The sequence below is a fragment of the uncultured Nonlabens sp. genome, from assembly GCF_947495285.1.
In the GTDB taxonomy this organism is placed as follows: domain Bacteria; phylum Bacteroidota; class Bacteroidia; order Flavobacteriales; family Flavobacteriaceae; genus Nonlabens.
Genome location: NZ_CANLXZ010000024.1, coordinates 16,647 through 41,868 on the forward strand (window position 1 = coordinate 16,647; position 25,222 = coordinate 41,868).

Annotated in this window: 22 protein-coding genes and 2 tRNA genes; 3 read left to right on the forward strand and 21 right to left on the reverse strand. The window is 31.6% G+C overall.

What is annotated here, in order from left to right; translation table 11 throughout:
• Window positions 1-1,311: 1,311 nt before the first annotated feature.
• Together Q0838_RS10520 and Q0838_RS10525 are read right to left on the reverse strand one after the other, a co-directional pair.
• Complete coding sequence (locus Q0838_RS10520; RefSeq protein ID WP_298954585.1) at window positions 1,312-2,118, reverse strand: hypothetical protein; 807 nt, start codon at window positions 2,116-2,118, stop codon at window positions 1,312-1,314.
• Entirely contained in the window at window positions 2,115-2,918 is an 804-nt protein-coding gene (locus tag Q0838_RS10525; protein ID WP_298954587.1) for a hypothetical protein, read from the reverse strand. Before Q0838_RS10525 ends, Q0838_RS10520 begins: the two co-directional genes overlap by 4 nt.
• 444 nt (window positions 2,919-3,362) lie before the next feature.
• Here Q0838_RS10525 and Q0838_RS10530 point away from each other — a divergent pair, with 444 nt between their 5' ends.
• Window positions 3,363-3,938: a hypothetical protein gene (locus tag Q0838_RS10530; RefSeq protein ID WP_298954589.1), complete on the forward strand. Its 576-nt coding sequence runs from the start codon at window positions 3,363-3,365 to the stop codon at window positions 3,936-3,938.
• 10 nt (window positions 3,939-3,948) lie between these two features.
• Here the strand turns inward: Q0838_RS10530 and Q0838_RS10535 are convergent, their stop codons facing one another.
• The 19 genes from Q0838_RS10535 to Q0838_RS10620 form a co-directional block, all read right to left on the reverse strand.
• Window positions 3,949-5,547 (reverse strand): hypothetical protein, encoded by a 1,599-nt coding sequence (locus Q0838_RS10535; protein WP_298954592.1) that lies wholly within the window; start codon window positions 5,545-5,547, stop codon window positions 3,949-3,951.
• A 221-nt stretch (window positions 5,548-5,768) separates the two neighbouring features.
• Window positions 5,769-7,718: an AAA family ATPase gene (locus tag Q0838_RS10540; RefSeq protein ID WP_298954595.1), complete on the reverse strand. Its 1,950-nt coding sequence runs from the start codon at window positions 7,716-7,718 to the stop codon at window positions 5,769-5,771.
• Window positions 7,660-8,127 carry an ABC-three component system middle component 5 gene (locus Q0838_RS10545; protein ID WP_298954597.1) on the reverse strand — a complete coding sequence of 156 codons (468 nt, stop codon included), beginning with the start codon at window positions 8,125-8,127 and terminating at the stop codon, window positions 7,660-7,662. Before Q0838_RS10545 ends, Q0838_RS10540 begins: the two co-directional genes overlap by 59 nt.
• 50 nt (window positions 8,128-8,177) lie before the next feature.
• On the reverse strand, window positions 8,178-8,753 hold the full coding sequence (locus Q0838_RS10550) for an ABC-three component system protein (protein WP_298954599.1): 576 nt from the start codon (window positions 8,751-8,753) through the stop codon (window positions 8,178-8,180).
• A complete protein-coding gene (locus tag Q0838_RS10555) occupies window positions 8,753-8,920 on the reverse strand; it encodes a hypothetical protein (protein ID WP_298954601.1) in 168 nt (55 codons plus the stop codon). Before Q0838_RS10555 ends, Q0838_RS10550 begins: the two co-directional genes overlap by 1 nt.
• A 46-nt stretch (window positions 8,921-8,966) precedes the next feature.
• Window positions 8,967-11,648 carry a DEAD/DEAH box helicase family protein gene (locus tag Q0838_RS10560; protein WP_298954603.1) on the reverse strand — a complete coding sequence of 894 codons (2,682 nt, stop codon included), beginning with the start codon at window positions 11,646-11,648 and terminating at the stop codon, window positions 8,967-8,969.
• Window positions 11,649-11,654: 6 nt separating this feature from the next.
• Entirely contained in the window at window positions 11,655-11,948 is a 294-nt protein-coding gene (locus Q0838_RS10565; protein WP_298954605.1) for a hypothetical protein, read from the reverse strand.
• A gap of 5 nt (window positions 11,949-11,953) precedes the next feature.
• Window positions 11,954-13,558, reverse strand: coding sequence for a site-specific DNA-methyltransferase (locus Q0838_RS10570; RefSeq protein WP_298954607.1), 1,605 nt, complete (start codon window positions 13,556-13,558; stop codon window positions 11,954-11,956).
• Window positions 13,559-13,760: 202 nt separating this feature from the next.
• Window positions 13,761-13,937, reverse strand: coding sequence for an NUMOD1 domain-containing DNA-binding protein (locus Q0838_RS14395; RefSeq protein WP_366942037.1), 177 nt, complete (start codon window positions 13,935-13,937; stop codon window positions 13,761-13,763).
• Window positions 13,938-13,955: 18 nt separating this feature from the next.
• Window positions 13,956-14,147: a hypothetical protein gene (locus Q0838_RS10575; protein ID WP_298954610.1), complete on the reverse strand. Its 192-nt coding sequence runs from the start codon at window positions 14,145-14,147 to the stop codon at window positions 13,956-13,958.
• 533 nt (window positions 14,148-14,680) lie between these two features.
• Window positions 14,681-14,908, reverse strand: coding sequence for a hypothetical protein (locus tag Q0838_RS10580; RefSeq protein ID WP_298954615.1), 228 nt, complete (start codon window positions 14,906-14,908; stop codon window positions 14,681-14,683).
• A 9-nt stretch (window positions 14,909-14,917) separates the two neighbouring features.
• Window positions 14,918-15,676: a hypothetical protein gene (locus Q0838_RS10585; protein WP_298954616.1), complete on the reverse strand. Its 759-nt coding sequence runs from the start codon at window positions 15,674-15,676 to the stop codon at window positions 14,918-14,920.
• A gap of 952 nt (window positions 15,677-16,628) precedes the next feature.
• Window positions 16,629-17,606, reverse strand: coding sequence for a DUF3871 family protein (locus Q0838_RS10590; protein ID WP_298954619.1), 978 nt, complete (start codon window positions 17,604-17,606; stop codon window positions 16,629-16,631).
• 9 nt (window positions 17,607-17,615) lie between these two features.
• Window positions 17,616-18,476 carry an AAA family ATPase gene (locus Q0838_RS10595; protein ID WP_298954622.1) on the reverse strand — a complete coding sequence of 287 codons (861 nt, stop codon included), beginning with the start codon at window positions 18,474-18,476 and terminating at the stop codon, window positions 17,616-17,618.
• Window positions 18,477-18,542: 66 nt separating this feature from the next.
• Window positions 18,543-18,887: a hypothetical protein gene (locus tag Q0838_RS10600; protein ID WP_298954625.1), complete on the reverse strand. Its 345-nt coding sequence runs from the start codon at window positions 18,885-18,887 to the stop codon at window positions 18,543-18,545.
• Between the two features lie 207 nt (window positions 18,888-19,094).
• Window positions 19,095-20,303, reverse strand: coding sequence for a site-specific integrase (locus tag Q0838_RS10605; protein WP_298954627.1), 1,209 nt, complete (start codon window positions 20,301-20,303; stop codon window positions 19,095-19,097).
• Window positions 20,304-20,512: 209 nt separating this feature from the next.
• Window positions 20,513-20,587 (reverse strand) — tRNA-Pro (locus tag Q0838_RS10610).
• 84 nt (window positions 20,588-20,671) lie between these two features.
• Window positions 20,672-20,755: transfer RNA gene (locus Q0838_RS10615), tRNA-Ser, on the reverse strand.
• Window positions 20,756-20,852: 97 nt separating this feature from the next.
• Window positions 20,853-22,886: an HDIG domain-containing metalloprotein gene (locus Q0838_RS10620; protein ID WP_298954630.1), complete on the reverse strand. Its 2,034-nt coding sequence runs from the start codon at window positions 22,884-22,886 to the stop codon at window positions 20,853-20,855.
• 139 nt (window positions 22,887-23,025) lie between these two features.
• Here Q0838_RS10620 and Q0838_RS10625 point away from each other — a divergent pair, with 139 nt between their 5' ends.
• A complete protein-coding gene (locus Q0838_RS10625) occupies window positions 23,026-24,198 on the forward strand; it encodes an acetyl-CoA C-acyltransferase (RefSeq protein WP_298954634.1) in 1,173 nt (390 codons plus the stop codon).
• Window positions 24,199-24,209: 11 nt separating this feature from the next.
• Window positions 24,210-24,959, forward strand: coding sequence for a C40 family peptidase (locus Q0838_RS10630; RefSeq protein ID WP_298954637.1), 750 nt, complete (start codon window positions 24,210-24,212; stop codon window positions 24,957-24,959).
• Window positions 24,960-25,222 lie beyond the last annotated feature (263 nt).

The following is a 25,222-nucleotide window of genomic DNA, read 5'->3' on the forward strand; positions in this document are numbered from 1 at the left end:
TCTTTAAATTATAATGACTTTAAAGCGACGGCACGTTTATAACTGAATCAGTACGTGTATTTACACAGGCACAAATCGTGTGCAATACAACACTATAAGCTACTGAAACTACATCATACAGCGATTACAATGATGCCAGCGCTGTTAACGATGTAGAAATACAATTTACCTAGGTATCCATTAACGACGTCTACAGCGCTATCTTATAGTTGTTAAAGCTCATTTTATACTAGCTAGCAAATATTTATTATTATAAGAACAAACTTTTATGAATGGTAGATTTTTAATGACCGCTAGTAAATTAGAAAAAGATATATTTTTTAATTGCGAGTCTAAAAAAATTGCTGGCTCCTCATAGATTTAATTTAAAAATAATAACTATGTGGAATAAGCCATATAATAACAGCTGAATAGAAAACTAAGATCTGTTTACAAGAAATGTAAAGACTTTATACTGAGATTCGTTATCCTATAGTCGTTAAAGCTCATTTTATACTGGCTAGCAAATATTTATTATTATAAGAACAAACTTTATGAATGGTAGATTTTTAATGACCGCTAGTAAATTAGAAAAAGAGATATTTTTTAATTGCGAGTCTAAAAAAATTGCTGGCTCCTCATAGATTTAATTTAAAAATAATAACTATGTGGAATAAGCCATATGATAACAGTTGAATAGAAAACTAAGATCTGTTTACAAGAAATGTAAAGACTTTATACTGGGATTCGTTATCCTATAGTTGTTAAAGCTCATTTTATACTAGCTAGCAAATATTTATTATTATAAGAACAAACTTTTATGAATGGTAGATTTTTAATGACCGCTAGTAAAATAGAAAAAGAGATATTTTTTTAATTGCGAGTCTAAAAAAATTGCTGTCTCCTCATAGATTTAATTTAAAAATAATAACTATGTGGAATAAGCTATATAATAACAGCTGAATAGAAAACTAAGATCTGTTTACAAGAAATGTAAAGACTTTATACTGGGATTTCATATGTATAAAAAGAAATTTTGACCAACAACTGCGGGCTGTAATAAAGGTATGAAAAGATGATAAAATAGATTCTTACCTCATCTAACACACTTGAAATCGTTTCCTATAATTAAAAAAATAAGCTAAGAGAAATAAAAATTTGTGAGCAGTATGGCGGCAGTTTATGTCATAAAAAAAGCCTCACTACACAAAGTAGTAAGGCTTTTTGTCGGGGTGGCAGGATTCGAACCTGCTTTATTATTGATCTAAATATCAATAACTTAACCTCTTTGCAAACCTTTAAACAGCCTAAAAGAGCACCTTTCACAGACGTTTAATAGTTTATACTACCTGATCTGGTTTCTAATCCTGGTCTAACAATTCTATATGATGTTGGATGATCATCATTATCATATTCATAAGTAATTATAACAGCTTCATTACTAGCAATATTTTCTCTTCTAACTACATTGTTTTTGAAAAAACAGAAGTTTTCTCTTGGGAAACTTCCAATGTCAAAAAATGAAAACAAGAAAGAATCATTTATCCAGTCTTTATATAAAGGGTTAACCTTATCATCAAATGTTAATTCCCATCTTACTACATCAGATGCATTAAATAAGTTTCTCCTTGTGTAAGCAACTGGATTATCAGAAGTACCATCATATATAAATGTAAATAGAAATGAACCTAGCTCAACGGAATTTATGGTATCATCTGCATTGTACGTGAAAATTATTCCTGCTGATTGGTAATTTCCAGTAATAGATGTAAGAAAAGCACCAGTATAATTAAACTGAGCTTCTAATGGGGTAGTAACACCTGTCAGATAATCATAATTAAACCCTGTAAAAGGTAAGCTGGCATTTCCTGTGCCATCAGTATTCATTCCTTCCACCTTTAAATCTGAATTATATTTAAGATGATGATAAATGGTAGTATTTTGACTATAGTATTTCACGATCCTATCGTCTTCCCTCAAAATATAAAGGTCATCATTACCAGAACTGGCAATAATTGATTCAATACTTTTTCTATTTATAGTAGGTTCTACTACACTAGATGGCTCATCATCACTTGAAGAGCAAGACTGTATTAATGTTGCTAGTGCAATGAATAAAATGTTGTTTAAGTGTTTCATTTTGATTTATTTAATTTATTGTTTAAAAATTTTGTGATTGTTTGTAAATCATCATTTTGTAGTCGTCCCATATTTGAGCTTGATCCGTTTGCGTTTACCTTTCTTAAAGTAAAACTGTTTAGCAAAAAAGTTTTAACTACTACATAAATAAACACAGGTTGATCGTTTTCAAAATGAATTATGTATCTCGTAGCTACTGACATTGGTAAATTATCTTCAGTAGATTCTCCAAAATCATTGGACAATACCTCTAGATAATTGTTTGGATTATTCAGTGTAATACGTTCAGCTTTAAGGGTAAACTTAAAAGAGTTATGCTGTTGATGGACACTATCGTTAACTTTAATTATAATACCTTTTGATTTTGCCTTTCTACTAAACAGGATAAGACTAACAGCATCTTTTTGAGTATTATACTCATTCATTATTTGTCTTAAATGATAAGATATCTCTTGACTATCTAAAATAACGTTTGAATAATATGAATCAAAACAGAATTCATAAAAAACACTTGTTACTAAGTTATAATCCGTAACGCAAAGACTTTTTAAATCATCTTTATTTTTTAATTGGCTTTGATCTACTGGCTTTTCCTTTTGCTCATCATTTTTCTTTTTAGAGTCCTTAAATAGACTATCAACTATGGTAATCACTAAAAATATTGAGACTCCAAAAATTGCTAATGCTAAAAAAAGTTGAGCTATACCTTCATTTGGAACAATGTCTTCTATTAGGTTCATTATTAATACTGCTAAAATCGTCCCCATAATAAATGATAAGATGATTTTTAATGTGTCCATATTGTTTAAGTTTTTAAAAATTTGATTGGCTAAGATGTTTTATATATGTTAAAAAGTCTAATACTTACTTTTTCCATGTCCAAATAGAACCAATAGAATTGTTAAGATTAATAGACCGACAATGACATAAATAATCCAAACCGATTCATCTAGAAAACCTTTCAAAAAGCTACCGTCTGTAAAGTATGAAACTATACCACATAGAATTCCTATAAATAAATTCATCCCGATGATGAAACAGATTATAGCAGCAATTGGACTCTTTTCTTTACTCATTTTTTTTAGTGTATTTAGTTTCCTTACAAAGGAAAATCTTTATTGTTTATATATTTTACGGTTTCCCTCATCTGAAACTAGTTTAATTTATAGTCCTATTTTTTATTTATATTGTTACTACAAATAGAAGTAATATAATTGCAGTCTATTTGCAATTCTCAATTAAATATGCCAGTAAATCTCAATGCTTTAATTAGATATAAAACTATAGACTTGTGTTTAAGAAACACTGCTGTACTAGTTGATGTTGACTATTTGATTAAGCAATGCTCGGAGGCTTTATATGATTCTACAGGGAACAAAAGCGGTGTGTCTGAAAGAACTATCAGAAATGATATTAGGATTCTTAGAAGTGATATTCTAGGCTTTAACGCTCCTATTATTGTTAAAGATGGAGTCTATAGATATACTGATAACGACTATTCTATTTTCAAGACCTCTTTTTCTGAAATAGAACTGCTTATGGAAATACAGGAGTTACTTGTAGAGGAGTTTCATAATATTACTAACAAGAATTTACCCATTCTCCTAGAAAGACTAAGTAGTATTACCAAAAAAAATGTTTTACCAGAATTTCTACCAAAGCCTCCGACTACATTTGATAAAAGGATTGGTGGGTTTGATAATTATTCAACTGATTTAGATAAATATTTGAGAGCTCAAAATGTAAAGAAATCATTTTGGATAAAACCAAAGCCGATAGTCTTAAAATGGGGGTTTGTATTTAGGGTTATCATTAAGTGATGTTGCCACCTCAAGTATTAGCATCTAAAATTTTTAAATAATCTATTCTAGAAATTTTAAAAGACCTTTCCTCTTTTCTTAACGAACAATAACCACTAAAATGTTCCTTATACTCATATCCATCTATTATAAATTCTTTTGTATACGCTAAGTCACTTACCTTCCTGTCACTAGAAATTAAACTATAGTTAGTGTATGTCATTTGAACAGCACATCCCTTTTCTATTGCGATTGAAATTAAATATTCCAATTTATAATTATTAGAATCTAGTGATTTTTCTGGCGTGTTAATAATAAGAGTAGTATCTACTGGTGTGGCAGGATCTGATTCTAAAAGTGGATCATTAAGATCAGAGAATATATCATCCGTTGTATCTAGTAGAAGGGTTAAATCAGGTGGCTCCATTGTAACTATAACAGTATCTGAATCTACTGTTGTAGCTATATCTGATTCTAAAATTGGCTCATGAGGATCAGTAACTATATCATCCTCTAAAAAATCTATTTCTTCCATTGTATCTAGAAAGGAGAAATCTATTTCCTCCACTTCAAAACCATGACTTACAACTATTTTAGCGTCAGACTCCTTATCTACTAGTGATTCCTCAGAATGTTCTTGAATAGTTAAATTTTGAAGTTGTTTGATTGGATCAGAATTAGCAATGCCAAATTCATGATTTAAATACGATTCTCTATATTTATTTATTTCCCACTCGCTAGCCTTTGCTCCATTCCATATCTCTTCAAATATAGATTTCTTCAAATCAACAATATCATAGTCTGTGTATTTAAAGTTGTAATTATCCAGATTTGCTAAAATTTCTTTTATTAAATCAATGCATGTTTGTGGAAACTTATGAATTTGCTTTTCTGTAAATCTTAATACAACCCAGCCGCGTCTATTAAAATAATCATCTCTTCTTGTGTCATTTTTACCTACATGAGTTAATTCTCTAGTATAACCATTGTAGGGCTCATCAATCTCAATATCTATTCTAATATTTCTCCAGGATTTAACAATTAATGCTATATCTGGTTCATAAGGAAAGGTTTTGTTTGAGGTTGCAATACTTAAATTACCGTAGATCTTAACCTTTGTAGGTAGTTCTTCTCTCAGTAAATTTTGAAACTTTTCTTCTGTATATCCACGACGTTTAATTTTCTTCTTATCTCTAATAAACTTATGTGTTCTAACTATACAGAGGTGTTCAGGAACCAATATCTTTGGATAGCCATCTTCATAGGAGTCTATTGAGACATTATAACCTACTCTCTTGTGCTCTTTGGTTTCATTTATCTTATTTAAATTATTTTCATTTTCTCTTTTTCTTGCTTTTGCAGTTTTAGTGGTTGGCTTTGAGATTACAACCTCTATTTCATCATCTGGAATATCATTTGGGGATTGTTTCGTCGGTGGGATTTTGTCATCGTTTCCAAATAATCCATCTACTATCAAAAAAACTAAACCAATTGAGCCAATGAATATAACTAGTCCTATAAAAAGTGGAGCAACTCCATCCTTTGGAAGAATAGGCTCACATAATGTTACGATACCAATCGCTAGAAATATCCCACCAATAAAAGAAATAAAACCCCTGACATAATCCATAACTTATTTATTTTGACATTAAATCTAAATAATAATTACGGTATATCTCTTCTGTTCTTAAAGCATTAGATTTATGATCAAAGACTCTATTTCCCGTTCCTTTCCCTATATAAAATGGTGAATTAGTGTTAGGATGTATTAACGCATAAACGTAATACCCTAAATACTCTATCGTTTTATTATCAAACATATATTAAATAAAGTATTCATTTCTTATCATGCTATACATGTTTTAAAGATTTATTACCTCCTTCTTTAGAGTAAAATTCACCTATACAATACTCTGGGCTATTTAGTTCATCCGGTATAAACGATGTGGTATAAATTAATTGATAATTTTCTTTATCATAATTTGAAGCTGTTTGAATAATAAGATTTTGAAAGTTTTTTGCTCGTCCATCTTCAATACCGTTATCCTCCATGTTGTCACAAAGAATAAACCTTGGATATCTCATGTTTTCAATTTCTAAGCTTGCAAAAAAGATTGCGTAACGAACAACTGTTTTAAGATAGAAATTACTACTTGCTGAGAAACGTTGTTTTTTATCATTAACATAGATTGAATTGCTCGAATAATCTATTCTTAAATTAGATGCTAACCTAAAGCCTTCCTCTCTATTCAAATCGGAGTGCAGCATATCTAATGCAAATTTCTCGACCTCTTCAGAAGTTTTTTTAAGAGTTTCCTTTTGAATTTTTTCAAAATGTTCAATAATAGAACTGTCTGTGGCTATTTCTGTTTTTAGCTTTTCAATTTCTTTAAGTTTAGCTTGATATTTATCTGCTTGCTCAAGCAAAGTAGCAAATTGCATGTGTTGACCTTCTATTTGCCCTTTTTCTACTAACAAAGAGTCTATTTTTTCTTCTCTAAATGATTTTACATCTTTAACAGAGTTATTCAATTCAATTTGGTGACTTCTAACTATTTCTAGTTGTTTGGATTTTTTTGCTATTAAGTCAATCAATTGTTCTTCATGTCTTTTCTTAATTTTATCAGACTCTATGATTTGAAAACTAATTTCTTGTAGCATCTTTCCTAGCATTAAATTATGCTCATTATTATCTAAAGTGTTTTTACACAAGCTACATGTTCCTGGATCACTAGGTGTAATTCCACTTAGACACTCAGGACAATATTCTATTGTTACATCTTGAAATGCTTCTTTTGTTTTCAATGAGTTTTCGATAGAATCTTTCTTATTCTGTAACATTTCAATAAAAAACTTGGTATCATTTATTTCATATTCCAATTCAGCTATTTGTGAATCTAAGTAGTCTAAGACTCGTCTCTCTTTAATGACCTCCTTATTTATGACTTGAAATTCAAGATTTTGTTTTTTACCGTAGATAACCCTTTTCTTGTTATCTTTTAATTCTTGAATAAGAATATTTAATTCATTTGTTTTAGTAACTAAGTTTTCTATTTCAACTTCAATATAATTTCTATCCAAATGAAATGGATTGTCAACTAGACTTTTAAGTGCTTTAGTTTGATTCTCTAATTCTTCAAGTTTTTTAGAGTTTGTTCTTTTATTGATCCTAGAATCATATAATTCTGTTTGATATACGCCTAATAGAAGTTCAGCAATTGTTTGACGAGTCAACGAAGAATCAAATGGTTCAAATAGGAATAAAGAATTTGTAGGTGAATCTTGATCCACATAAAGTAATCTTAGTAGTTGATGCATCGTAATATTTGCATCTCCATAAACTATTGGAATATCTAATAATTCAAAGAACAAATTAGAAAAGCTCTTTTTGTTAGTAGTAGTATTGTATGGATACTTAACCCATTCTATTTCTTCTGATGTAGCATCAAGAATAAATTCAAGCGTGTTAAATGTTATATACATAGGTTGTCCAGGCGCTTTATTCACGTATCTTTTGATAGTCATCATAGAGCCGTTTACATTCACTTCTGCAATCACATAATCGCATTTTAGTGCCTCATCTACCCAATTAGTCATGGAACCACCTAAAACGTAAAATATAAAATGGGAGATGGTAGATTTACCACTACTATTATCACCTCTTATTATATTTATCCCAGACTGAAATTTTTCATCATAAGAAACCTTACCATTATTAGTAATTATTCTTAATCTATTTATTTTAAGATTGTTGTGCATCGTATTTAAATTCAATAAGTCCGCTCCTTGATTTAAGTCCATTATTTCCATAATAACTCATAAAGAAAAAATAAGTGCATGCTACGTTGAGTGCATTTTGTTCACTTACAGATAAGTTGATTTCCATATTTTGAATAATGGTGGAAAGCGAGTTCTTATCTTTGACAGTAACGGATCCTTTATTCGTGAAATCAATCTCTATCAGACCATAACTTGCTAAGCGTTTAATAGCAATTTGTTGATAGGGATTCATTCTAATAAATAGTTTTTTAGGGTTTCTAAGATTTTGATAAGGATTTATTTTTCTTGGAAAAAGAGATTTCATTTGTCTATCAAAGTCTAAAGTCCCAAATCGAAAATTACTTATTTCAAAAGGATGAGCTAAGTAAAAATCTAATATTCTTAAACGTTCAAAGTCAATTTGATCACTTTCAATTTTATTTAGAATCATCACGAATCTAAATATTGTATGGTTTAAGTCAAAAGTAGAATTGTATGTTATCATAATACCCATCTTAAATGACAGCGTCCTGTTAAAAAGTATATCATACCTCTTATCTCTTCATGATTGATGTACAAAACTTCATCTTCAGAAGTTTCGGAATGCAATGCGTCCACTATGGGAACAATAACCTCTTCAAACAGCTTATTATCTACTTTTGCAAGATCAGTATAGTCATCAATATTAGGCAAGATTTTAGCTCTAAATAATTCAATCACATGAGCCATAATTAAAACGTAAATTTTTTGAGCCGATGGATATTCTTGAAAATGATATAGTTTCTTTGCAAACTTGTGTTTTATGAACTCTGCATCGTTTAGATAGTTGTCTGAACATCCTGCTTCTTTCAATTTAGATGGTAGCCCAATAACATCCCTTTCAGTTAAGTAGTCGTTCAACTCCTCGCTTATCTTTGATATCTTTATCTCATTATCCCTTTCTTCAACTAAAGTTTGAAAAAGTTTTCTAAGTTGACTAATTTTAACTTTTCCTATTCTTTTATTGATAATTTTATCACGCCCTACAACATCTCCACCACCACTATCAATATCTTTTTGTGTAGTACTTCCAAGCATTAATCTTTATTTTTATCACGCCCTACAACATCTCCACCATAGGTATCAATATTTTTTTGCTTTACTCGATTGTTGTTTTTACTTTTTACTTTTATTACCACACCAATGGCAGCAAGGGCAACAATACCGCCTACAATAACTTCAATATTATCTTTTAGAAACTCCATATCTTTTTTTTGAAAAATAGTTTTTTTGTTGTGAATGAAAATACTTTTACAAATTCTTAACCACCTCAATTATACTTTTAGCTGTATAGCAATCTTCCACCTCTTTGGTCTGGAATACCATGAAGTAGCTGAATTGATCTCCAGCTGCTTTATCCCATGCTTTACCTAGTCGGTTCTTATCACGGCTATCATCATTATCTCTATCATCTCCTTTGGTTTCTATGAGGATGACGTTATTCGTTTTCGTGTAAACGATAAAATCAGGATAGTGATTAGAGCTAAATCCATTTAAGTAGAATCCTTTTCCTCTATCTAGATTACGATGCCAAAACAGAATATTATCTAGAGCTGCAATATCTGTAATCATATCTTGCTCATAGTTATTCATGTGTCCTTCTCTCTCATACAAAGACTTTGCAATTGACGTACTTGTTCTAATAGGTGTTATTTGCTCTGGCAAGCTGAATTGTGTTTTAGTGAAAATGCTTTTAGTAGCAAGTCCATGCTTAAACTGTTCTCTGGAATACGTACTGGTCAATGATTTGATATGATTTTTAATACTTCTAACGTAATTAAAATCATTTGTAATGATATCTTGAATCTGTTGTTTTTCTAATGAGCTGAATATTCTAGAAACGTAAGATTGTAAATCTTGTTCTGGAATAGGATACATATCTCCTAGTTTAGAAACTACATGATAGGTAACATCTTTAATTTGTGATTCTTTAGGTTTTGCTAGTATGTTTTCTAGTAAAATACTCTTAGTCCTAGAACGCATTTTAGCCACTTCTACGGCTTTCTTTTCTTCATTAAAGTCAATTGTCCTAATGTCTGCTGCAATGTCTTCAAATTTCACATTAGCGTCTTGTGCAGATAGATTAAATCCTGATAGTAACCGTTCTTTTTGTAATAGCACTTCATAACTAGCAGCTTCTTCAAATAGTATATTTTGAACCTCAGCATCGTGCTCTTGTTTCAAGTAGAATTGTGGTAGTTGAAGAGCTAACCATTGATCTCTATATTTATCTATAATTTTATAGATTGCAGGCTTTTTTCCCATGACTTGTGTCATTAATGCTGTGTTATCATCTACCTTAGTATTATTTACTACCTCTTCAAATGCTTTTCCTTTTTGGACTGCTATATCTGTAATATCTGTTACAATACTAGGTTGATGATCTGTGACATCTTCCAAAGTCACTTGATCTTCTGGATTAAAGTCTATATCCTGTACAGAAAAATCATCATCACTTACTGGCTCATTATCTTTTGGTTTTTCTCCACCAAATAAATCTTTTTGTAATACTTCGTTATCAGTTAACTCTTCTTCTGGAGCTTCCTCTGCATAGTAATCATCACGTGAGAAACCAGACTCTTGCAGTCCTTCAACTATGTTCTCTAGTGTTTCATTGAATTTACTAGAAGCGGTAAGTACAAATGATAGGTTTAATAATGGATTTTGATGCTTTGTAACATAGGGTTGTCTTAAAACTCTACCTAAAATTTGCTCAACCTCAACTGGACTAGATTTATCGGCTAGAGAAGCTAAGATATAGGCATTAGGACAATCCCAGCCTTCTTTTAAGGCATTAACAGTAATAATGTACCTAACAGGACAGTTCTTAGAACTTAGGTCTTCTCCTTTAAGCTCATCAATTCCACTTACTTTTATGCGGATTTGCTCTTCTGGTATCTTGAGTTTTACTAGATTATCTTTAATCTTTTGAAAGGTGGTATTGTTCTTCCCTTTAATATTACTTTGTGCTTGAAATAAGATAATAGGTCTTATGTACTTGCCAGTAATTTGCTCTTCTTCCTGTGCATGCAGTTCTAGCTTGCGTTGTAAATGTAGTGCACTGCTTATTACTTCTTCTTTACGGTTATGGTTATATACTACCACTGGTAGTTTTACCATATTTTCTTTCTTAAGCTCTATAGCATTTACAAAGCTTATAATATTACTATTAGACTTAGGTGTTGCAGTAAGGTCTAAGACTAGAGAAGGATTAAGGTTGTTCAACATTTCAACACTTAGATCACTTTCTGCATTGTGACTTTCATCCACTATGACTACTGGATTCAGACTGCGTATAACGTTAATTAGAGCGGTTTCATCAGTTTCTGGTAGCACGAGGTTTTTATCTATTACGCTTTCGCGAAAGCTTTCATAGGCTCCATTTTCTTGATATACTTTTCTATCATCTTTCTTACGGCTGTTTATCCTAAGACTGCTGAAGTTAAATACAAAAATATTAAGCTGCTCGGTCACTGAAGAAGGATTAAAGTTTGCTCCTTGCAGTAAACTCTCTTTATCATATACCTCAACTCTACCATTAAACAAAGTATTGAGTTTATCACGATAGGGATGCGATGGATTTGATAGGCTATTATAGGTTTGCTGTAATAGATTAGACCAAGGCACTAACCAGATTACCGCTTTTGGATTACCTTGATTAAAGTGCTTATTGATACTGTGCAATGCATTACAGGCTATAAAGGTCTTACCACCAGCTGTAGGTACTTTAATAGCAATATGTGTAGCACCAGGAATATTATCTTTATAAGGTCTCATTCCTGTAAACGAGCCATCTATTTGTGGAGTATAAGGACCTACTTTATCTTCCCAGTAGCTATTAAAAGCTGCACTAGGCTGTTCTTTATCTCTTATGTACTCTAGAAACGATTCTAGATCCTTAATTACTTTATGTTGGTATGGTTTTAATTCCACTTTTATTTAATTTTTTTTAATAATAGAGTAAGAAAGTGTGGAAATAATTATAAAAATTAGAATAACAAGGAATTCGTCATAATTTAATTTCATTGCATAATTTCTTGAATAACTATCACTCAAATGAGAATGTCCAATCCAAAAAATCTCGGTGTAAACACTCTTTTCTGTTTTGTAAAACACAGTTTGACCAGTGGATAATAATGTGATTAATGCCGCTACACTACCAAAAAAAATACATTTGGCAACCTTAGCCTTTTCCCCTTGAGCTGTAAAAAGCCATTTTTTTAATTTTTTCATAAAGCTTAAAATCTTGAAATATCTCTAGGTATCTTTTTAAAAATGATGTGGTACTTATCCATGATATCTTTATCTAGCAAGCAATTATCTGCATAGATGATATAACTACTTGCTTTGGTTTTAATTTGTCTTAAGAAGTCCATGTCTAGCGTGGTTACAGAGTTCTTAGTATAATAGAAATAATAAGCTACATCTTCCTTTGTACCTAATAAAAACTCTTCGTCCGTAACTTTGTAAGATGTTTTAGTTTCTGAATACCAGACGTATTCTAGAATTTTAGATAGTTCAACATCTTCATTAAGCAAATTGTCATCATTAAATAATGGTTTACCTAATTCATAGTAATTGAAATCACCACCAGTTCCATCTACAGCTTTTTTCCCCTTACCATAACCATCTATGACTCTTTTTACACGTTCTGCTGTGATGTCTTGTGCATAATCTTCCATTTCTACAAGAATGAATTTACGATTCCCACCATCTTCTTTATTCAGATTAAGAACTGCGTGAGCAGTTGTTCCTGAGCCCGCAAAGCTGTCTAGAATGATAGAGTTCTTTTTACAAACAACAGATATCAAATATTCTATTAATGACGTTGGTTTTGGGGTTTCAAAAGAGTTAGTACCTTTTAGAATTTCATTTATCTCATTTTTGGAAGTTCTATTACTTCCTACTTTTTCATGTCTTAAGAGTGTTTCAGGTGGTCTGTAAGCTTTTTTAGTAAGGAATATTTTATAATTAGGATTCCATCCATTTTTAGAACTCGTCCATTCTATTCTGCTAAATTCATCTTCTACTTTCTTTGAAGACCATCTCCAAGCTCCATCTCTCCCGTCTTTTAATTTAGGAAACACTTCATTTCCATCGGGATCGGTTAAAGCATAGTACAAGTTTGGTCTTGCTTCTCTAGTTTCGCCTTGTCCACCCATAGCTCTCAAAGGTTTCAAATAATACTTTTTTCCTTTATCATCAACCTTATTATAATGTTTAATTTCTGAGGGATCTGGCTTTAATCTATTAAGGTTAACCTTTGATTTAGATTTTGCATAACATATAACATGATCATGTTTATTTGCAAAATATTTTGAATCCATTTTTGGGCTATCACTTTTTTCCCAAATCATGTTAGCGAGTAGGTTGTTGACTCCAAAAATCTCATCGCAAATCAGTCTTAAATTAGCTTGTTCATTATCATCAATCGAAATAAAAATGGCGCCAGATTGAGATAATAATTTGTTAAGAAGCTTCAACCTTGGAAACATCATACATAACCATTTATCGTGTCTAGATAAATCCTCGCTTTCCTTTCCAACTACTTTTCCTAGCCATTTTTTTAAACGTGGATGGCTAACATTATCATTATATACCCAGCCTTCATTACCTGTATTGTATGGTGGATCTATATAAATACAATCTATTTTGCCCTCATACTCTGGTAATAGACTTTTAAGAGCTTCTAGATTATCTCCATGAATGATTTTATTATCACTGCTGCCAGTGCTGGATTCTTTTCCATCAGTATAAGTATATTGCTTTTCTAATATTTTATAAGGTACATCTTGATGATGGTTCACTACCTTTTCTTTTCCTATCCAGTTGAGTGTGGGCATGAATTGATTTAGTTTTGATTGATACTTCAGGGGAGAGTTTAAAAGTACTTATTGTAAAGATATAATCCTACAATAAGAGGTTTATTCTATAGATAAATTTAAAAGTAGGTAGGTAGGGTAAGTAGAATGCTTGAAACTATATTTCATTAAAAAACCCTATTACATATTGCAATAGGGTTTCTAATTTAGCTTAAACGTATTTTCATACGTAACCGTTTGAGGTTTTTCGTTCTCCTCTACATACTTTAGCTATACAGGTTTTATTGATCCCTGTAGCTCTGCTTGCTTCTGCTATAGACTTAAAGGCACCTACCATATTATCTTCCAGATCTAGCTGCTGTACTTGCTTGATACGCTTATCACGTTGAACAGGTAACACATCATGCTTATGATAGCTTCATAGATATCCATTACAAATATTATTAATGCTAAAAGCAGTTTTTGATAATGCTTTTCTATCTGCCTTACATACTCTAGCTGCACTTTCTAAATCTTCATATTCTGCTATGAGTTTTCTAGTCTCTAGTTCATATTGGTAAATAGATTTTTTAAATCCTCCACCTCTATCACCATTGTAACCGTTATTCATAGAGTCATAGTAATTTATTCAGAAGCTTTCTTTACTAGCTAGCTCATTCATCGTTTCTGCTTGGTCTATTTCTTTTCATACAAAGGAATCAGAGCCATAAGTTCTAATATCCTCATATAATTCACTGTTTACGGCATTAGCAGCTTTTGTTAGGTGGTCATGTTTTCTTGAATTTAAACTTTTGGTAGTAGCACCAATATAAATTCTTTCCTCTATGGTGTTTATCGCTTTATAGATTATATATTTTTCATTTCTCATCATTAAATTATTTATCATTTTATGTCTAATTAACCAACATAGGTATTAACTCCTAAATTTTTGATTGTCCTGTTCATTATCTCTGTTACCACAGATTCATCGGATTTTTTGCAATACAGTGCATCATAGACATAAAGAACATAAATATTTAAACTATTAAGCTGTTTAATAATTTGAGTCATGATTTCAACCTCTTTTTTGAAAAGTACTCTAGATGTCACTTTATAATCGTATTGGTTTTTATCCTTGATAATATTTTTAAGCATTACAGGCTCTCATTTGGTATAATAGTTATACAAAGGACTCATTTTCATTAGATACGGTGTTTTATTAAAAAAAGATAAATGCTCTGTTTTTACCTTATCTCTTGGAATATCTAAGTCATTAGCAATGTCATCATGGCTAATATGTGCATTTGTTCCACCGTAAATATTCTTTGCAATATTAGGGTGAAGTGCTTTGAAATCTAATTCAACTATAGGTTCTCCTTCAATGGTTATCATTTGTCTTATTCATGACGGCATTAAATTAAAGCTATCAACAACTCTACCACCTGATTTTGAATCACCAATTTTTGGGATGATAAAACCTAACTTAGTTAAATAATTAAATTGCTTAATATTATCCTCAACAAAAGATCGTTCTTCATGATTTGCATAATATTCTTTTGATTTACCCTTCAAACGAGTTAGAAGTTTACCTTTTTTGTTACGGTATTTCTGTTTTTCTAAAGCTTTTCCTTGTGATTCAATTTCCACTACAGTTGGTAACGAGATTTTTGAATATACATGAATTAAGTTTTTACAAATAACATTTCCTGTAGCGATACTTAGCTGTTCTGAGAAAAAAATTCTTCGTTTTTGAATATTTTCCTCAAACTGCAATTTGTATTGAACTAATTTTTTATTCCTCTTAGAAATATGATATCTGTAAAGTTTAGAGTAGTAATTCTTTAGATAACTATCTTTACCTAATCTATTTTTAAAACATTCCAAGACTGGTGAAGTTGTTTTAGTATTATAGGTTAACGCATCAATGATACGTTTATAAACATAAGTATTGTCTTTACCTTTTTTAAATTGTTTATGCATTACCTCTGAGGATAAACTTTTCCATTGCTCAAGCTCATTTTCATAAAACACTGTATGAGTAAGAGCTGATGACAAAATCAAACATTTTTCTTTTGCTAAGCTGACGTTTTTATCAATTTTTTTTAGAATCTTTTTTGGTAGTCTATCTATATGCCTTTTAATTCCTTTAGGTAATTGCAAAATATCCGCTTGATGAAAAAATGTCGGTAAAGTGTCATCATTTCCAATATCGTGAGATAGTACTATATCTCTTCAATCCGTATTAAAATCAGGGCTTTCAAGACTTATATAATTTCCATCTCTTCCAGTAACATTATTGATAGGAATGTTATTATTAGATTTAAATTGATTAAATTGTAATTGATTTAAATTATTCATTAAATTCTTTTTTTTTGTGCATCAAATAATGATACAATAAATACTCTGTGTATTTTTTTACACAGGATAGTTTCCCATAATAAATTAAAAGGAAAAAAAAAATAATCAAATACTGAATTCAGTAAAACGAGTTTTGCAAAACTTTAGAATTGCACGTTAAAGAAGTATCACAACAAAGACTTGTTGGATTTATATTGTTAAAAGAGTAACCCATAATTTATATTTAAAGGGTTAATTCAAAGTACTAACTCATGTTAATACTAACTGTAGTATACAAAAAATAATTGACATATGCAAGTATAACTGACTATATTTTGAATATTATTTCAAAATCTGTAATAATTACACCATAAATCAACCAAATTTCAGTTGATTTAGAGGGTGTAATTTCATGAATAGCTACACGTTTTCAGAGGTTTTATTGTTAAAGCAGAAACCGGCTCAAAAGTTTGCATCAAAATACAGCATAACTGCTAAAACTGTTTTCAAATTATATCAAAATGGTAGTAATAATATGCTTTACCAGATATAATGAAGACAGTGATTAATTCTCTAGTAACTCTAACAGAGGTTACTACTACGATATCGTCTTTATTGAAATTTTCCAATCTCCTTAATACTCTTACCTTAAATGGACATACTTTTTCTTTCAATTTCTTATTATGATCAACTATAAGAAGTGAATTAGGAGTAGAATATTTTAAGATAACGGCAAGTATTTTTTCATCCATGAAATGAAGAGAGCGCTATGACATTAATTGAGGTACCAACATGGTAAATCATTTTTAAGTGCGTTTTCTAGATGTTTTACGAACTCAAAGCAATTAACGTTACGCTCAAAATTTTTATCTATATAAGATGATTTATTGGCTTCTGTCAAAATGTTATACAAGTTCCAAAGGGAAATATCTCCGTTTAAATCCCTTTTAAAGTTATTATCTAAATGGAAATCTTTGATCATGTTAGATGCCTGACTATCTGATATTGATGTAATAAAAATTTCAGGGTTTTGTTTTTTATCTAGATAAGGTAGCATCCTTAGTTTACCAATCAAGAATGTGAACTGGTTTTCGTTAATTGTAAAATTGGTCAAGGATTTTAGTTCGTTGAAATGCTCTTCTGCTTCATAGCTTTGAATCAACTCTGTTGCTTTACTTCCTAATTCTTCAATACTAGAAACTCTTACAGCACTTAGTAAGCCATCCGTACTTATACAAAGGTTTGTACACACGGCGTTTTTAAACCCAATAAAGAGTTTAAATTTTTCCATAGACTTTGTGCTATAAAGGTTTTCTTGATTGTAAGCTCTAACTCCACCTATACTTAAATTCAATTTTGAACCAGCTATTTCATTATTGAACTCAGGAATATCTATTGAAAATGCAAGACGTTCATAATACCTAGTCTTTTCACTTTCCAAAAGTTCTTTTACAGGCTTTCTAATAGCACTTGGTGTTCTTCCTTTTATGACATGACTAACTCTAATTTTAGGCTCTGAAATCGTTAGATTACCCATAAGATTTTCCAATGATTTTTGAACCTCATCAATAAACTGATAGTGACTAATCGTTGTCTCGTTATCTTTGGTAAAAACGGGCACAATACAATCCTCTTTGAGATGTTTTAGAGAAACCACTTCCGTATTTGCTACAATAAACTTATCATTTTGTTCTACTGGGTTCTCAACTACCATTTCTAAAGGATCGTTGTTGTATTCTATTATATTACTCATAATATTTTTTTAAGGTTTAATTACTTCTTCTTGATTAATGATATTTTGATTGACTCCTTTAATCTCAGCTTTTTTTTCTGCTAAGACTTCAATCAACTCTTTACGGTAGTTTCCATATTTATGATAGACCGCAAGAAGTTCATCTTCTGTGGTACAATTAGTGACCTCAACTTTAATCTCATCAAGTGATTTGCTAGCATTACACCATTGCTTTAGCTTTTTACCTGTAGCCGAGTTGATTACAAATTCAGGCTTATCCATGAACAATCCAGTTCTATCTTTAGAAGCAGAAACTAGATGTTTGTCATTTAACAGTTCAAAGTTCACCGTTAGCTCATACTCAAAACCTTCCCTCGTGATCTCTTTAGTACCGTGCTTGTTGACTTTAGTTCTACCATTTGATCCTACATCTAAAGAATAATCTATTTTACGCCTAACTGTAGTTATCACATGAGCTGTTGAGTTTAAAATTTTATCAATAAACTTCTGATGTCTAGGAGAAACCTTGCTCCAGTCCTGAAATCTGCCACCTAGCTTTTCATGTATATTTAAACAACCTCCAGCTCCTTGCCATTCGTGAGTGATTGAATCTATAATAATAACCTCAACATTAGCATTCTCACAGGCTTGGATAGCTTCTACATATCGTTCTGGAGAATATGGTTCACTAAGAGTAAGGACGTTATAAGAACCTAAATGAGAGTATAGACTAGCACTATTGTTTTCGGTATCTATAACTGCAATTTTATTCCAATCGTCCGTTATTCCATACGCTAGTAATAATGCTGACATCGTTTTACCAAAACCAGATGGTCCAGATAATCCTAATCGTAATTTAACTTGATGCCTTTCAGCTTTTATTAATTTCATATTTAAAGTTTTAAAAAAAGCTCCAAACGATATGGAGCTTTTAGGTTTATTAATTGGTTTAATTTTTTATTGCACTACAGTAGTAGGAATAACTTGAGATTCTACTATCTCTTGCGTTTCATCTATATACCTGTAGCTGTGAGATAGTGTTATAATTTCACCTGTTGAAGGAACGGTGTATTCATACGGATCAACCTCCACCTTTTTAACTTGTCCATCAATTTGCTGCCCTATTAGACCTTTACAAGTTGCTTCATCAAACGTACAAGAGACATTTGCTGTTTTGGCTGTGAAATAATTTCTCCCTGTAACTTTACTTTTTACAGTTTGCAAACCTCCTTGTACAACAAGTACATTGAAAGATTCTCCAATTTCGTTTTCAATTGTTTTGTAATCTGTGATCGTAACCATAGTTTTAAATTTATAAGATTAATGGGGGATCATTCCCCTTACTCAAAAAAGGGTGGGGTGATCGTTGGTTATCAAAATCAGTGGTTTTCTCAGAAAATTTTTGAAAAAAAAATTAAAAAAATTGATACTATATTATGAGTGCTTACACACTGTAATAAAAACACATATAAATAGCTAAATAGCTGTTATGAATAAAGTTCAAGAATTTTATTTCAACTTCTCTGATAATACTTTCATTTGCTCACTAATACTCTTTTGTACCACCTTACCGTAATGAGCTTGTGTAACTGACATATTGGAATGTCCGAGTAATTCACTTACAATCTCCATAGGCACATCATTATAGAGTAGTACAGTAGTTGCAAACGTCTTTCTAGCGATATGATGAGTAAGTCTCTTTTCAATCCCACAAACCCCAGCTATTTCTTTCAAATAAGAATTAAACTTTTGATTAGATATTACTGGTAACAATCCTTTTTCACTATCATTCTTGTAAATTTCAAGAATATTTTTAGCTCTAGGCAGCAATGGTATAGACAGTGCTGAGTCGGTTTTCTTCCGTTTCATTTTAATCCAGTCACTACCATCAAAGCCTTCAACAATATTCTTACGTGTTAAAGCGGACATTTCAGCATATGCTAAACCTGTATAACAACAGAATATGAACATATCTCTTACTTGCTTTAATTTCTTCTGAACAAATACCTTTTTCTCTAGAGTTTCAAGTTCTTTAGAAGTTAAAAACACTACTTGTTTACTGTACCTCTTGGGTTTATAAGCTAAGAAAGGGTCTTTGTTCAGATATCCCTCAGAAATACCTAATGCAATCACTTTTCTAACTCTCTGAATGCATTTGTTAACTGTAATCTGCTTATGATCTTTTTCTGATTTTAAATAATAATCTAGATCTTCCAGAAACTTCATAGTTAAGGTTGACAGCAACACATCTGTTTTCTTATAAGTAAATTTTACAAAGTCTTTCAGTAGTGTTTCGGTACCTAACCACTTCTCATAATATCTAGGTGCATAGCTTTTACCAACTAGCTTTTCCATTCTAGAGTTATGGAGTGAAACTGTTTCTAAAAAAGTTCTATTTTTCTTGATATTTTTTCCTTGATATGCATAAAGTATATCTACTACATCAAATTCAATATCTTGAACTTGGAGCATAAAAAAAGCCTTATTAATCTTCTGACTAATAAGGCTTATTTGAGAATTTAAAATCTCATGTTCTTCAGTAGGCGGAAAAGCTTTCTGTTTCTTACTATTCCAATAGTTTGGGTTAATAAATAACCCAGTCGCAAATTCTTTACGTTTATCATTATAGGTTAATCTACATTTTATTGCACACTTCCCTTTTTTGTTAATTCTAGCTTTAAGTAGAAGAAACAACACATTTAATTTATTGATTTCCATTATTTTGTTATTTTAAAACATGCACACCTGAGAAAAAAAGTTGCACACCTAAAAGCACACCTTTTAAAGATAGGTTTATACTTTAATTATTAAATTTATTCGGTTTTGAATTTTAAGTAGAAATAAGAAAACTCTAGGTTTTATAGTAGGTGCGAGAAGTTTTACTGCATAAAAAAAGCCCTACCACATATTGTGATAAGGCTTGTAAGTCGGGGTGGCAGGATTCGAACCTGCGACCTCCTCGTCCCAAACGAGGCGCGATGACCGGGCTACGCTACACCCCGATTTTTATTTATATCAGTATCGGTTCTGATGTACTAACCTATTATGTTACTATTTAAATTCTAACATTAAAGAGGTTAATTTTGCGGAGAGACAGGGACTCGAACCCTGGCGACGGTTGCCCGTCGACAGATTAGCAATCTGCTCCATTACCACTCTGGCACCTCTCCTAATATGTTTAAGAACTCGCTTTCGTTTCCGTTAGCGGTTGCAAATTTAAGACTACTTTCTGTTTCTCACAAATAAAAAAGACTTTTTTTTCAAATTTTATTCTGGATATTCAATTCTCACGTGATAAATACTGGCTAACTTTTTCTTAATCAATACTTTAATCAACTCAATTTGTTTAAAAGTAATATTTGCATTTAAGAACTGTCCACTATCCACTTGTCCTTCTATGATTTTATCTACTAATTGATCTATTTTAATAGATGTAGGATTCTTTAAACTTTTTGAAGCTGCCTCTACACTATCTGAAATCATGAGTATCGCTGTTTCTAGGCTAAAAGGTCTAGGTCCTGGATACCTAAAATTATCTTTATCAACATCAGGGTTATCTTCTTTTGCTTTGGTATAGAAATAATATACTAGACTATCTCCATGGTGGGTTCTAATAAAATCAATAATTCTATCTGGCAAATTATATTTGCGAGCGATTTCTATACCGTTTATTGTGTGATCTATAATAATTCTAGCACTATCTTCTGGATCTATATCATGGTGTGGATTGATACCGCTTCCTTGATTTTCAGTAAAGTAAGTTGGATTCTTCATTTTACCGATATCATGATAAAGAGCTCCTACTCTTACTAGCATAGCGTTAGCACCTATTTCATTTGCTATGGTTTCTGCAATATTTGCCACATTTAAAGAATGGTAAAAAGTTCCTGGGGCTTTATTAGATAATTCTTTAAGCAGTTTTGAATTAGTATCACTAAGCTCTAATAAAGAAACATCGCTAACCAGTCCAAATATCTTCTCAAATATGTAAATAAGTGGCCACACAAATAACATAGCTAGACCACATAGTACAAAGTAGCCTAGACGGCCCCATTCCCACCCTACTACTCCACCTTGATTAATTGCATAAAAAGCAAAATAGGATATAAAATATACTCCTATTATTTGTGCCACGGTTAGAAATAGATTTGCTCTTTTATATATTTCATTACCTGAAAGGATGGTTACTATACCTGACATCATTTGAAAAAAAAGATACTCATCGCTATTAGGAACTATAAAACTTAATATAAAAATAGTTACTACATGAGTAAACAGGCCTAGTCTTGCGTCAAAAAAAGCTTTGAGAACTAGGGGAAGAATACATACAGGAACTATATATATGTATTCTACATTAATATTTACTACTGTCGCTGTAAGTACAATAATTAAACCTATATTAAAAAATATAAAGAACAACTTCCTGAAATTAGAAAAAATTTCTTTGCGATACCTCCATAAAAACAATAGTAGCATCGCATATGCCATACCTACTAGTATAATATAACCGGTTAATTTCCAGTTATATTGCGAGTCTGTCCAGGTTTGTGACTTATAAGTATTATTTAAAGTGTTTAATATAAGTAGTTTTTGTCCTTCTACTATTTCGCCCTGAGCGATAATACGAGCACCTTGAGAAACCAGTCCTCTAGTGGTTAATATCTTACTTAACTCTTCTTTTATGGCAAGGTCTGTTAATTCTTTATCATAAAAAACGTTAGGCTCAAGAGAACTAAGTAAACTCGAGATTAAAACTGTTTTATTTACTTTTGGATTATCGGTTAAAATGTTTTTTTTACTTATTAAATCGCTTAATTCGTTTGGTAAATAAATATTATCATAAATGGAAGAAGCTACCTCATCATCGGCAGTTAAGACTATGGACTGATTATTATCTAGATCTAATGGAACTTCAAGGTAACCTACTTTATATAATGTATTTAAAATAGATTGTACATCATTTACAATAAGTTTAAACTCTTGATTACTCAAAGAATCGGTAATTGATTTATATTTTGTAAACCAGTTTTTATACACCTTATCCTTTATATCTTTATCTACTTTAAAATAACGTGGTGTTTTAGCAGAAACAGCTTGTTGCTCTAATAATAGAGTTTGCTCTCCTTTTTCTATAGGGAACGAAAAAGGAGCGTATAAGGTCTCATAATCCCATGGTTCTCCCTGGTTAAAATCATATTTAAAACGATTGTTATTAGGAAAAACATAAACAGTGAGCGCAGTACAAAAACATAGTAAAATGATTTTATAAACAAGACTCTGGTAATGGTACAATCTATTCATTATGTGAGGCAAAGAAGACAAATTAACGACTATAGTTTTAATAAACCATTAATATAGTGATACAAATAAGAGTTTGATAGACGAGTTAGACCTAAATTACTTATTAAATTCATTATTTTTGCTTCATAAAAATGAAGACATGAAAAAAGTAGTTATAGTATCTTATGCAAGAACTCCTATAGGAAGTTTTATGGGTAAATTATCATCAGTTCCAGCCACAAAATTGGGATCTGTAGCTATTAAAGGTGCACTAGATAAAATTTCTTTAGAGCCCAGCCTAGTAGACGAGGTTTTAATGGGTAATGTAGTACAGGCAGGTACTGGGCAGGCACCAGCTAGGCAAGCCGCTCTAGGCGCTGGTATACCTATAGAAACACCGGCCTCTACGGTTAACAAAGTATGTGCTAGTGGTATGAAAACTATTATGATGGCGGCGCAATCTATTGCCTTAGGAGATAACGATATCGTAGTTGCTGGAGGTATGGAAAACATGAGCATGATACCACATTATGTTTCTATGAGAAATGGTCAAAAATTTGGACCTACGACTCTAGTAGATGGTATGCAAAAAGACGGATTAGTGGACGCTTATAGTGAAGAAGCTATGGGAACTTGTGCTGACCTTTGTGCTACAGACCACAGTTTTACTCGTGAAGATCAGGATAAATATGCCGTACAATCTTATGAGCGTTCTAAAGCTGCCTGGGAATCTGGTAAATTTAATGCCGAGGTTGTACCAGTATCTGTTCCACAACGAAGAGGTGAAGATGTAATAGTCGATACAGATGAAGAGTTTTCTAATGTTAAAATGGAAAAAATCCCTGCACTAAGACCTGCATTTTCTAAAAATGGAACTGTCACTGCTGCAAATGCATCTACCATCAATGATGGCGCTGCAGCACTAGTCTTAATGAGTGAAGAAAAAGCAAATGAATTAGGAATAACGGCTCTAGCAACTATAATAGGCTATGCTGACGCCGCACAAGAGCCTAAATATTTCACTACAGCACCTGCCAAAGCACTACCTAAAGCACTTAAAAAGGCAGGTATAGCTATCGATGCTGTAGATTACTTTGAATTTAATGAAGCATTTGCCGTAGTAGGACTAGCTAACATGAAAATATTAGGTCTTAACGATAGTAATGTAAACGTTTACGGTGGTGCAGTCTCATTAGGTCATCCTCTAGGCTGCAGTGGCGCTAGAATAGTCACAACACTTATGAGTGTTTTAAGACAGGAGAAAGGAAAGATAGGTGCTGCAGCTATCTGTAATGGCGGCGGCGGTGCAAGTGCAATCGTGATACAATCCTAAGTTAAGAATCTATGAGATACGGTGTATGCCCGATTTCTATCGCTCCTTTAAGGTTAGAAACTAGTGATGCCAGCGAGATGGTATCACAAGTTCTCTATGGAGAATTATTTAAGGTGCTAGAAAGAAGGAAAAAATGGTCTAAAATAAGACTCGCTCATGATAATTATGAAGGCTGGATGGATAACAAACAGTTTATAGAAATTGAATCTGAACAATATCAACATTTTGTAAAGCACTCAAAATTATATTCTAAGGATTTAATTTCTCATTTAACTCATGAAGATAAAACATTAAGCACGCTAACCATAGGCGCTCAAGTAAGCTCTGTATCTTTATTAAAGGATACTTTTCAGAACGAGATAAACACGGTTACACCAGGTAGTTCTAACCTTATCAATAACGCTTTATTATTTCTCAATACTCCTTACTTATGGGGAGGCAGGACTCCTCTAGGTATAGACTGTAGTGGTTTTACTCAATTAATCTATAGACTAAGTGGCTTTGACTTGTTGAGAGATGCTAGCCAGCAAGCTACTCAAGGTGAAGTATTGAGTTTTATAGAAGAAGCAGAACCAGGTGATCTTGCTTTTTTTGATAATAATGAAGGTAAAATTACTCATGTAGGAATTATAATGAGTGATAATTATATCATCCACGCTCATGGAAAAGTAAGAATAGATCGCTTAGATCAAAGCGGAATCTTTAATGTTGAACAAAACATTCATACTCACAAGTTGAGAGTTATTAAGAAAATTATTTAAATAACAATAAGGCTGTCGTAGAGGCAGCCTTATTTTTTTGATAATTTAGTTTTTATTTATTTTCATATAATATAAGCAATTCCTGAATGGAAGAACTATAGTAAATCCCTGCTAGGCATTGCTGCACTGCGTTATGTTTACTTTGTTCTAGATAATCACCCTACTGTGCATTCATCACGGTTCTTAATCATAAAAGTATATCTTGTAATGATATTAACTATAAACGTATCGTTACCTCTAGTTATCATACGTATGATTTCATA

Coding starts and splice junctions, on each gene's coding strand:
- Q0838_RS10555 (WP_298954601.1), bottom strand. CDS start 8,920: ATGGAGTTTCTAAAAGATAATATTGAAGTTATTGTAGGCGGTATTGTT.
- Q0838_RS10605 (WP_298954627.1), bottom strand. CDS start 20,303: ATGGAAATCAATAAATTAAATGTGTTGTTTCTTCTACTTAAAGCTAGA.
- Q0838_RS10625 (WP_298954634.1), top strand. CDS start 23,026: ATGAAAAAAGTAGTTATAGTATCTTATGCAAGAACTCCTATAGGAAGT.
- Q0838_RS10565 (WP_298954605.1), bottom strand. CDS start 11,948: ATGAAAAAATTAAAAAAATGGCTTTTTACAGCTCAAGGGGAAAAGGCT.
- Q0838_RS10575 (WP_298954610.1), bottom strand. CDS start 14,147: ATGAATAACGGTTACAATGGTGATAGAGGTGGAGGATTTAAAAAATCT.
- Q0838_RS10525 (WP_298954587.1), bottom strand. CDS start 2,918: ATGGACACATTAAAAATCATCTTATCATTTATTATGGGGACGATTTTA.
- Q0838_RS10620 (WP_298954630.1), bottom strand. CDS start 22,886: ATGAATAGATTGTACCATTACCAGAGTCTTGTTTATAAAATCATTTTA.
- Q0838_RS10630 (WP_298954637.1), top strand. CDS start 24,210: ATGAGATACGGTGTATGCCCGATTTCTATCGCTCCTTTAAGGTTAGAA.
- Q0838_RS10545 (WP_298954597.1), bottom strand. CDS start 8,127: ATGATTCTAAATAAAATTGAAAGTGATCAAATTGACTTTGAACGTTTA.
- Q0838_RS10595 (WP_298954622.1), bottom strand. CDS start 18,476: ATGAAATTAATAAAAGCTGAAAGGCATCAAGTTAAATTACGATTAGGA.
- Q0838_RS10570 (WP_298954607.1), bottom strand. CDS start 13,558: ATGCCCACACTCAACTGGATAGGAAAAGAAAAGGTAGTGAACCATCAT.
- Q0838_RS10540 (WP_298954595.1), bottom strand. CDS start 7,718: ATGGACTTAAATCAAGGAGCGGACTTATTGAATTTAAATACGATGCAC.
- Q0838_RS10530 (WP_298954589.1), top strand. CDS start 3,363: ATGCCAGTAAATCTCAATGCTTTAATTAGATATAAAACTATAGACTTG.
- Q0838_RS10520 (WP_298954585.1), bottom strand. CDS start 2,118: ATGAAACACTTAAACAACATTTTATTCATTGCACTAGCAACATTAATA.
- Q0838_RS10550 (WP_298954599.1), bottom strand. CDS start 8,753: ATGCTTGGAAGTACTACACAAAAAGATATTGATAGTGGTGGTGGAGAT.
- Q0838_RS10535 (WP_298954592.1), bottom strand. CDS start 5,547: ATGGATTATGTCAGGGGTTTTATTTCTTTTATTGGTGGGATATTTCTA.
- Q0838_RS10580 (WP_298954615.1), bottom strand. CDS start 14,908: ATGATAACCATTGAAGGAGAACCTATAGTTGAATTAGATTTCAAAGCA.
- Q0838_RS10590 (WP_298954619.1), bottom strand. CDS start 17,606: ATGAGTAATATAATAGAATACAACAACGATCCTTTAGAAATGGTAGTT.
- Q0838_RS10600 (WP_298954625.1), bottom strand. CDS start 18,887: ATGGTTACGATCACAGATTACAAAACAATTGAAAACGAAATTGGAGAA.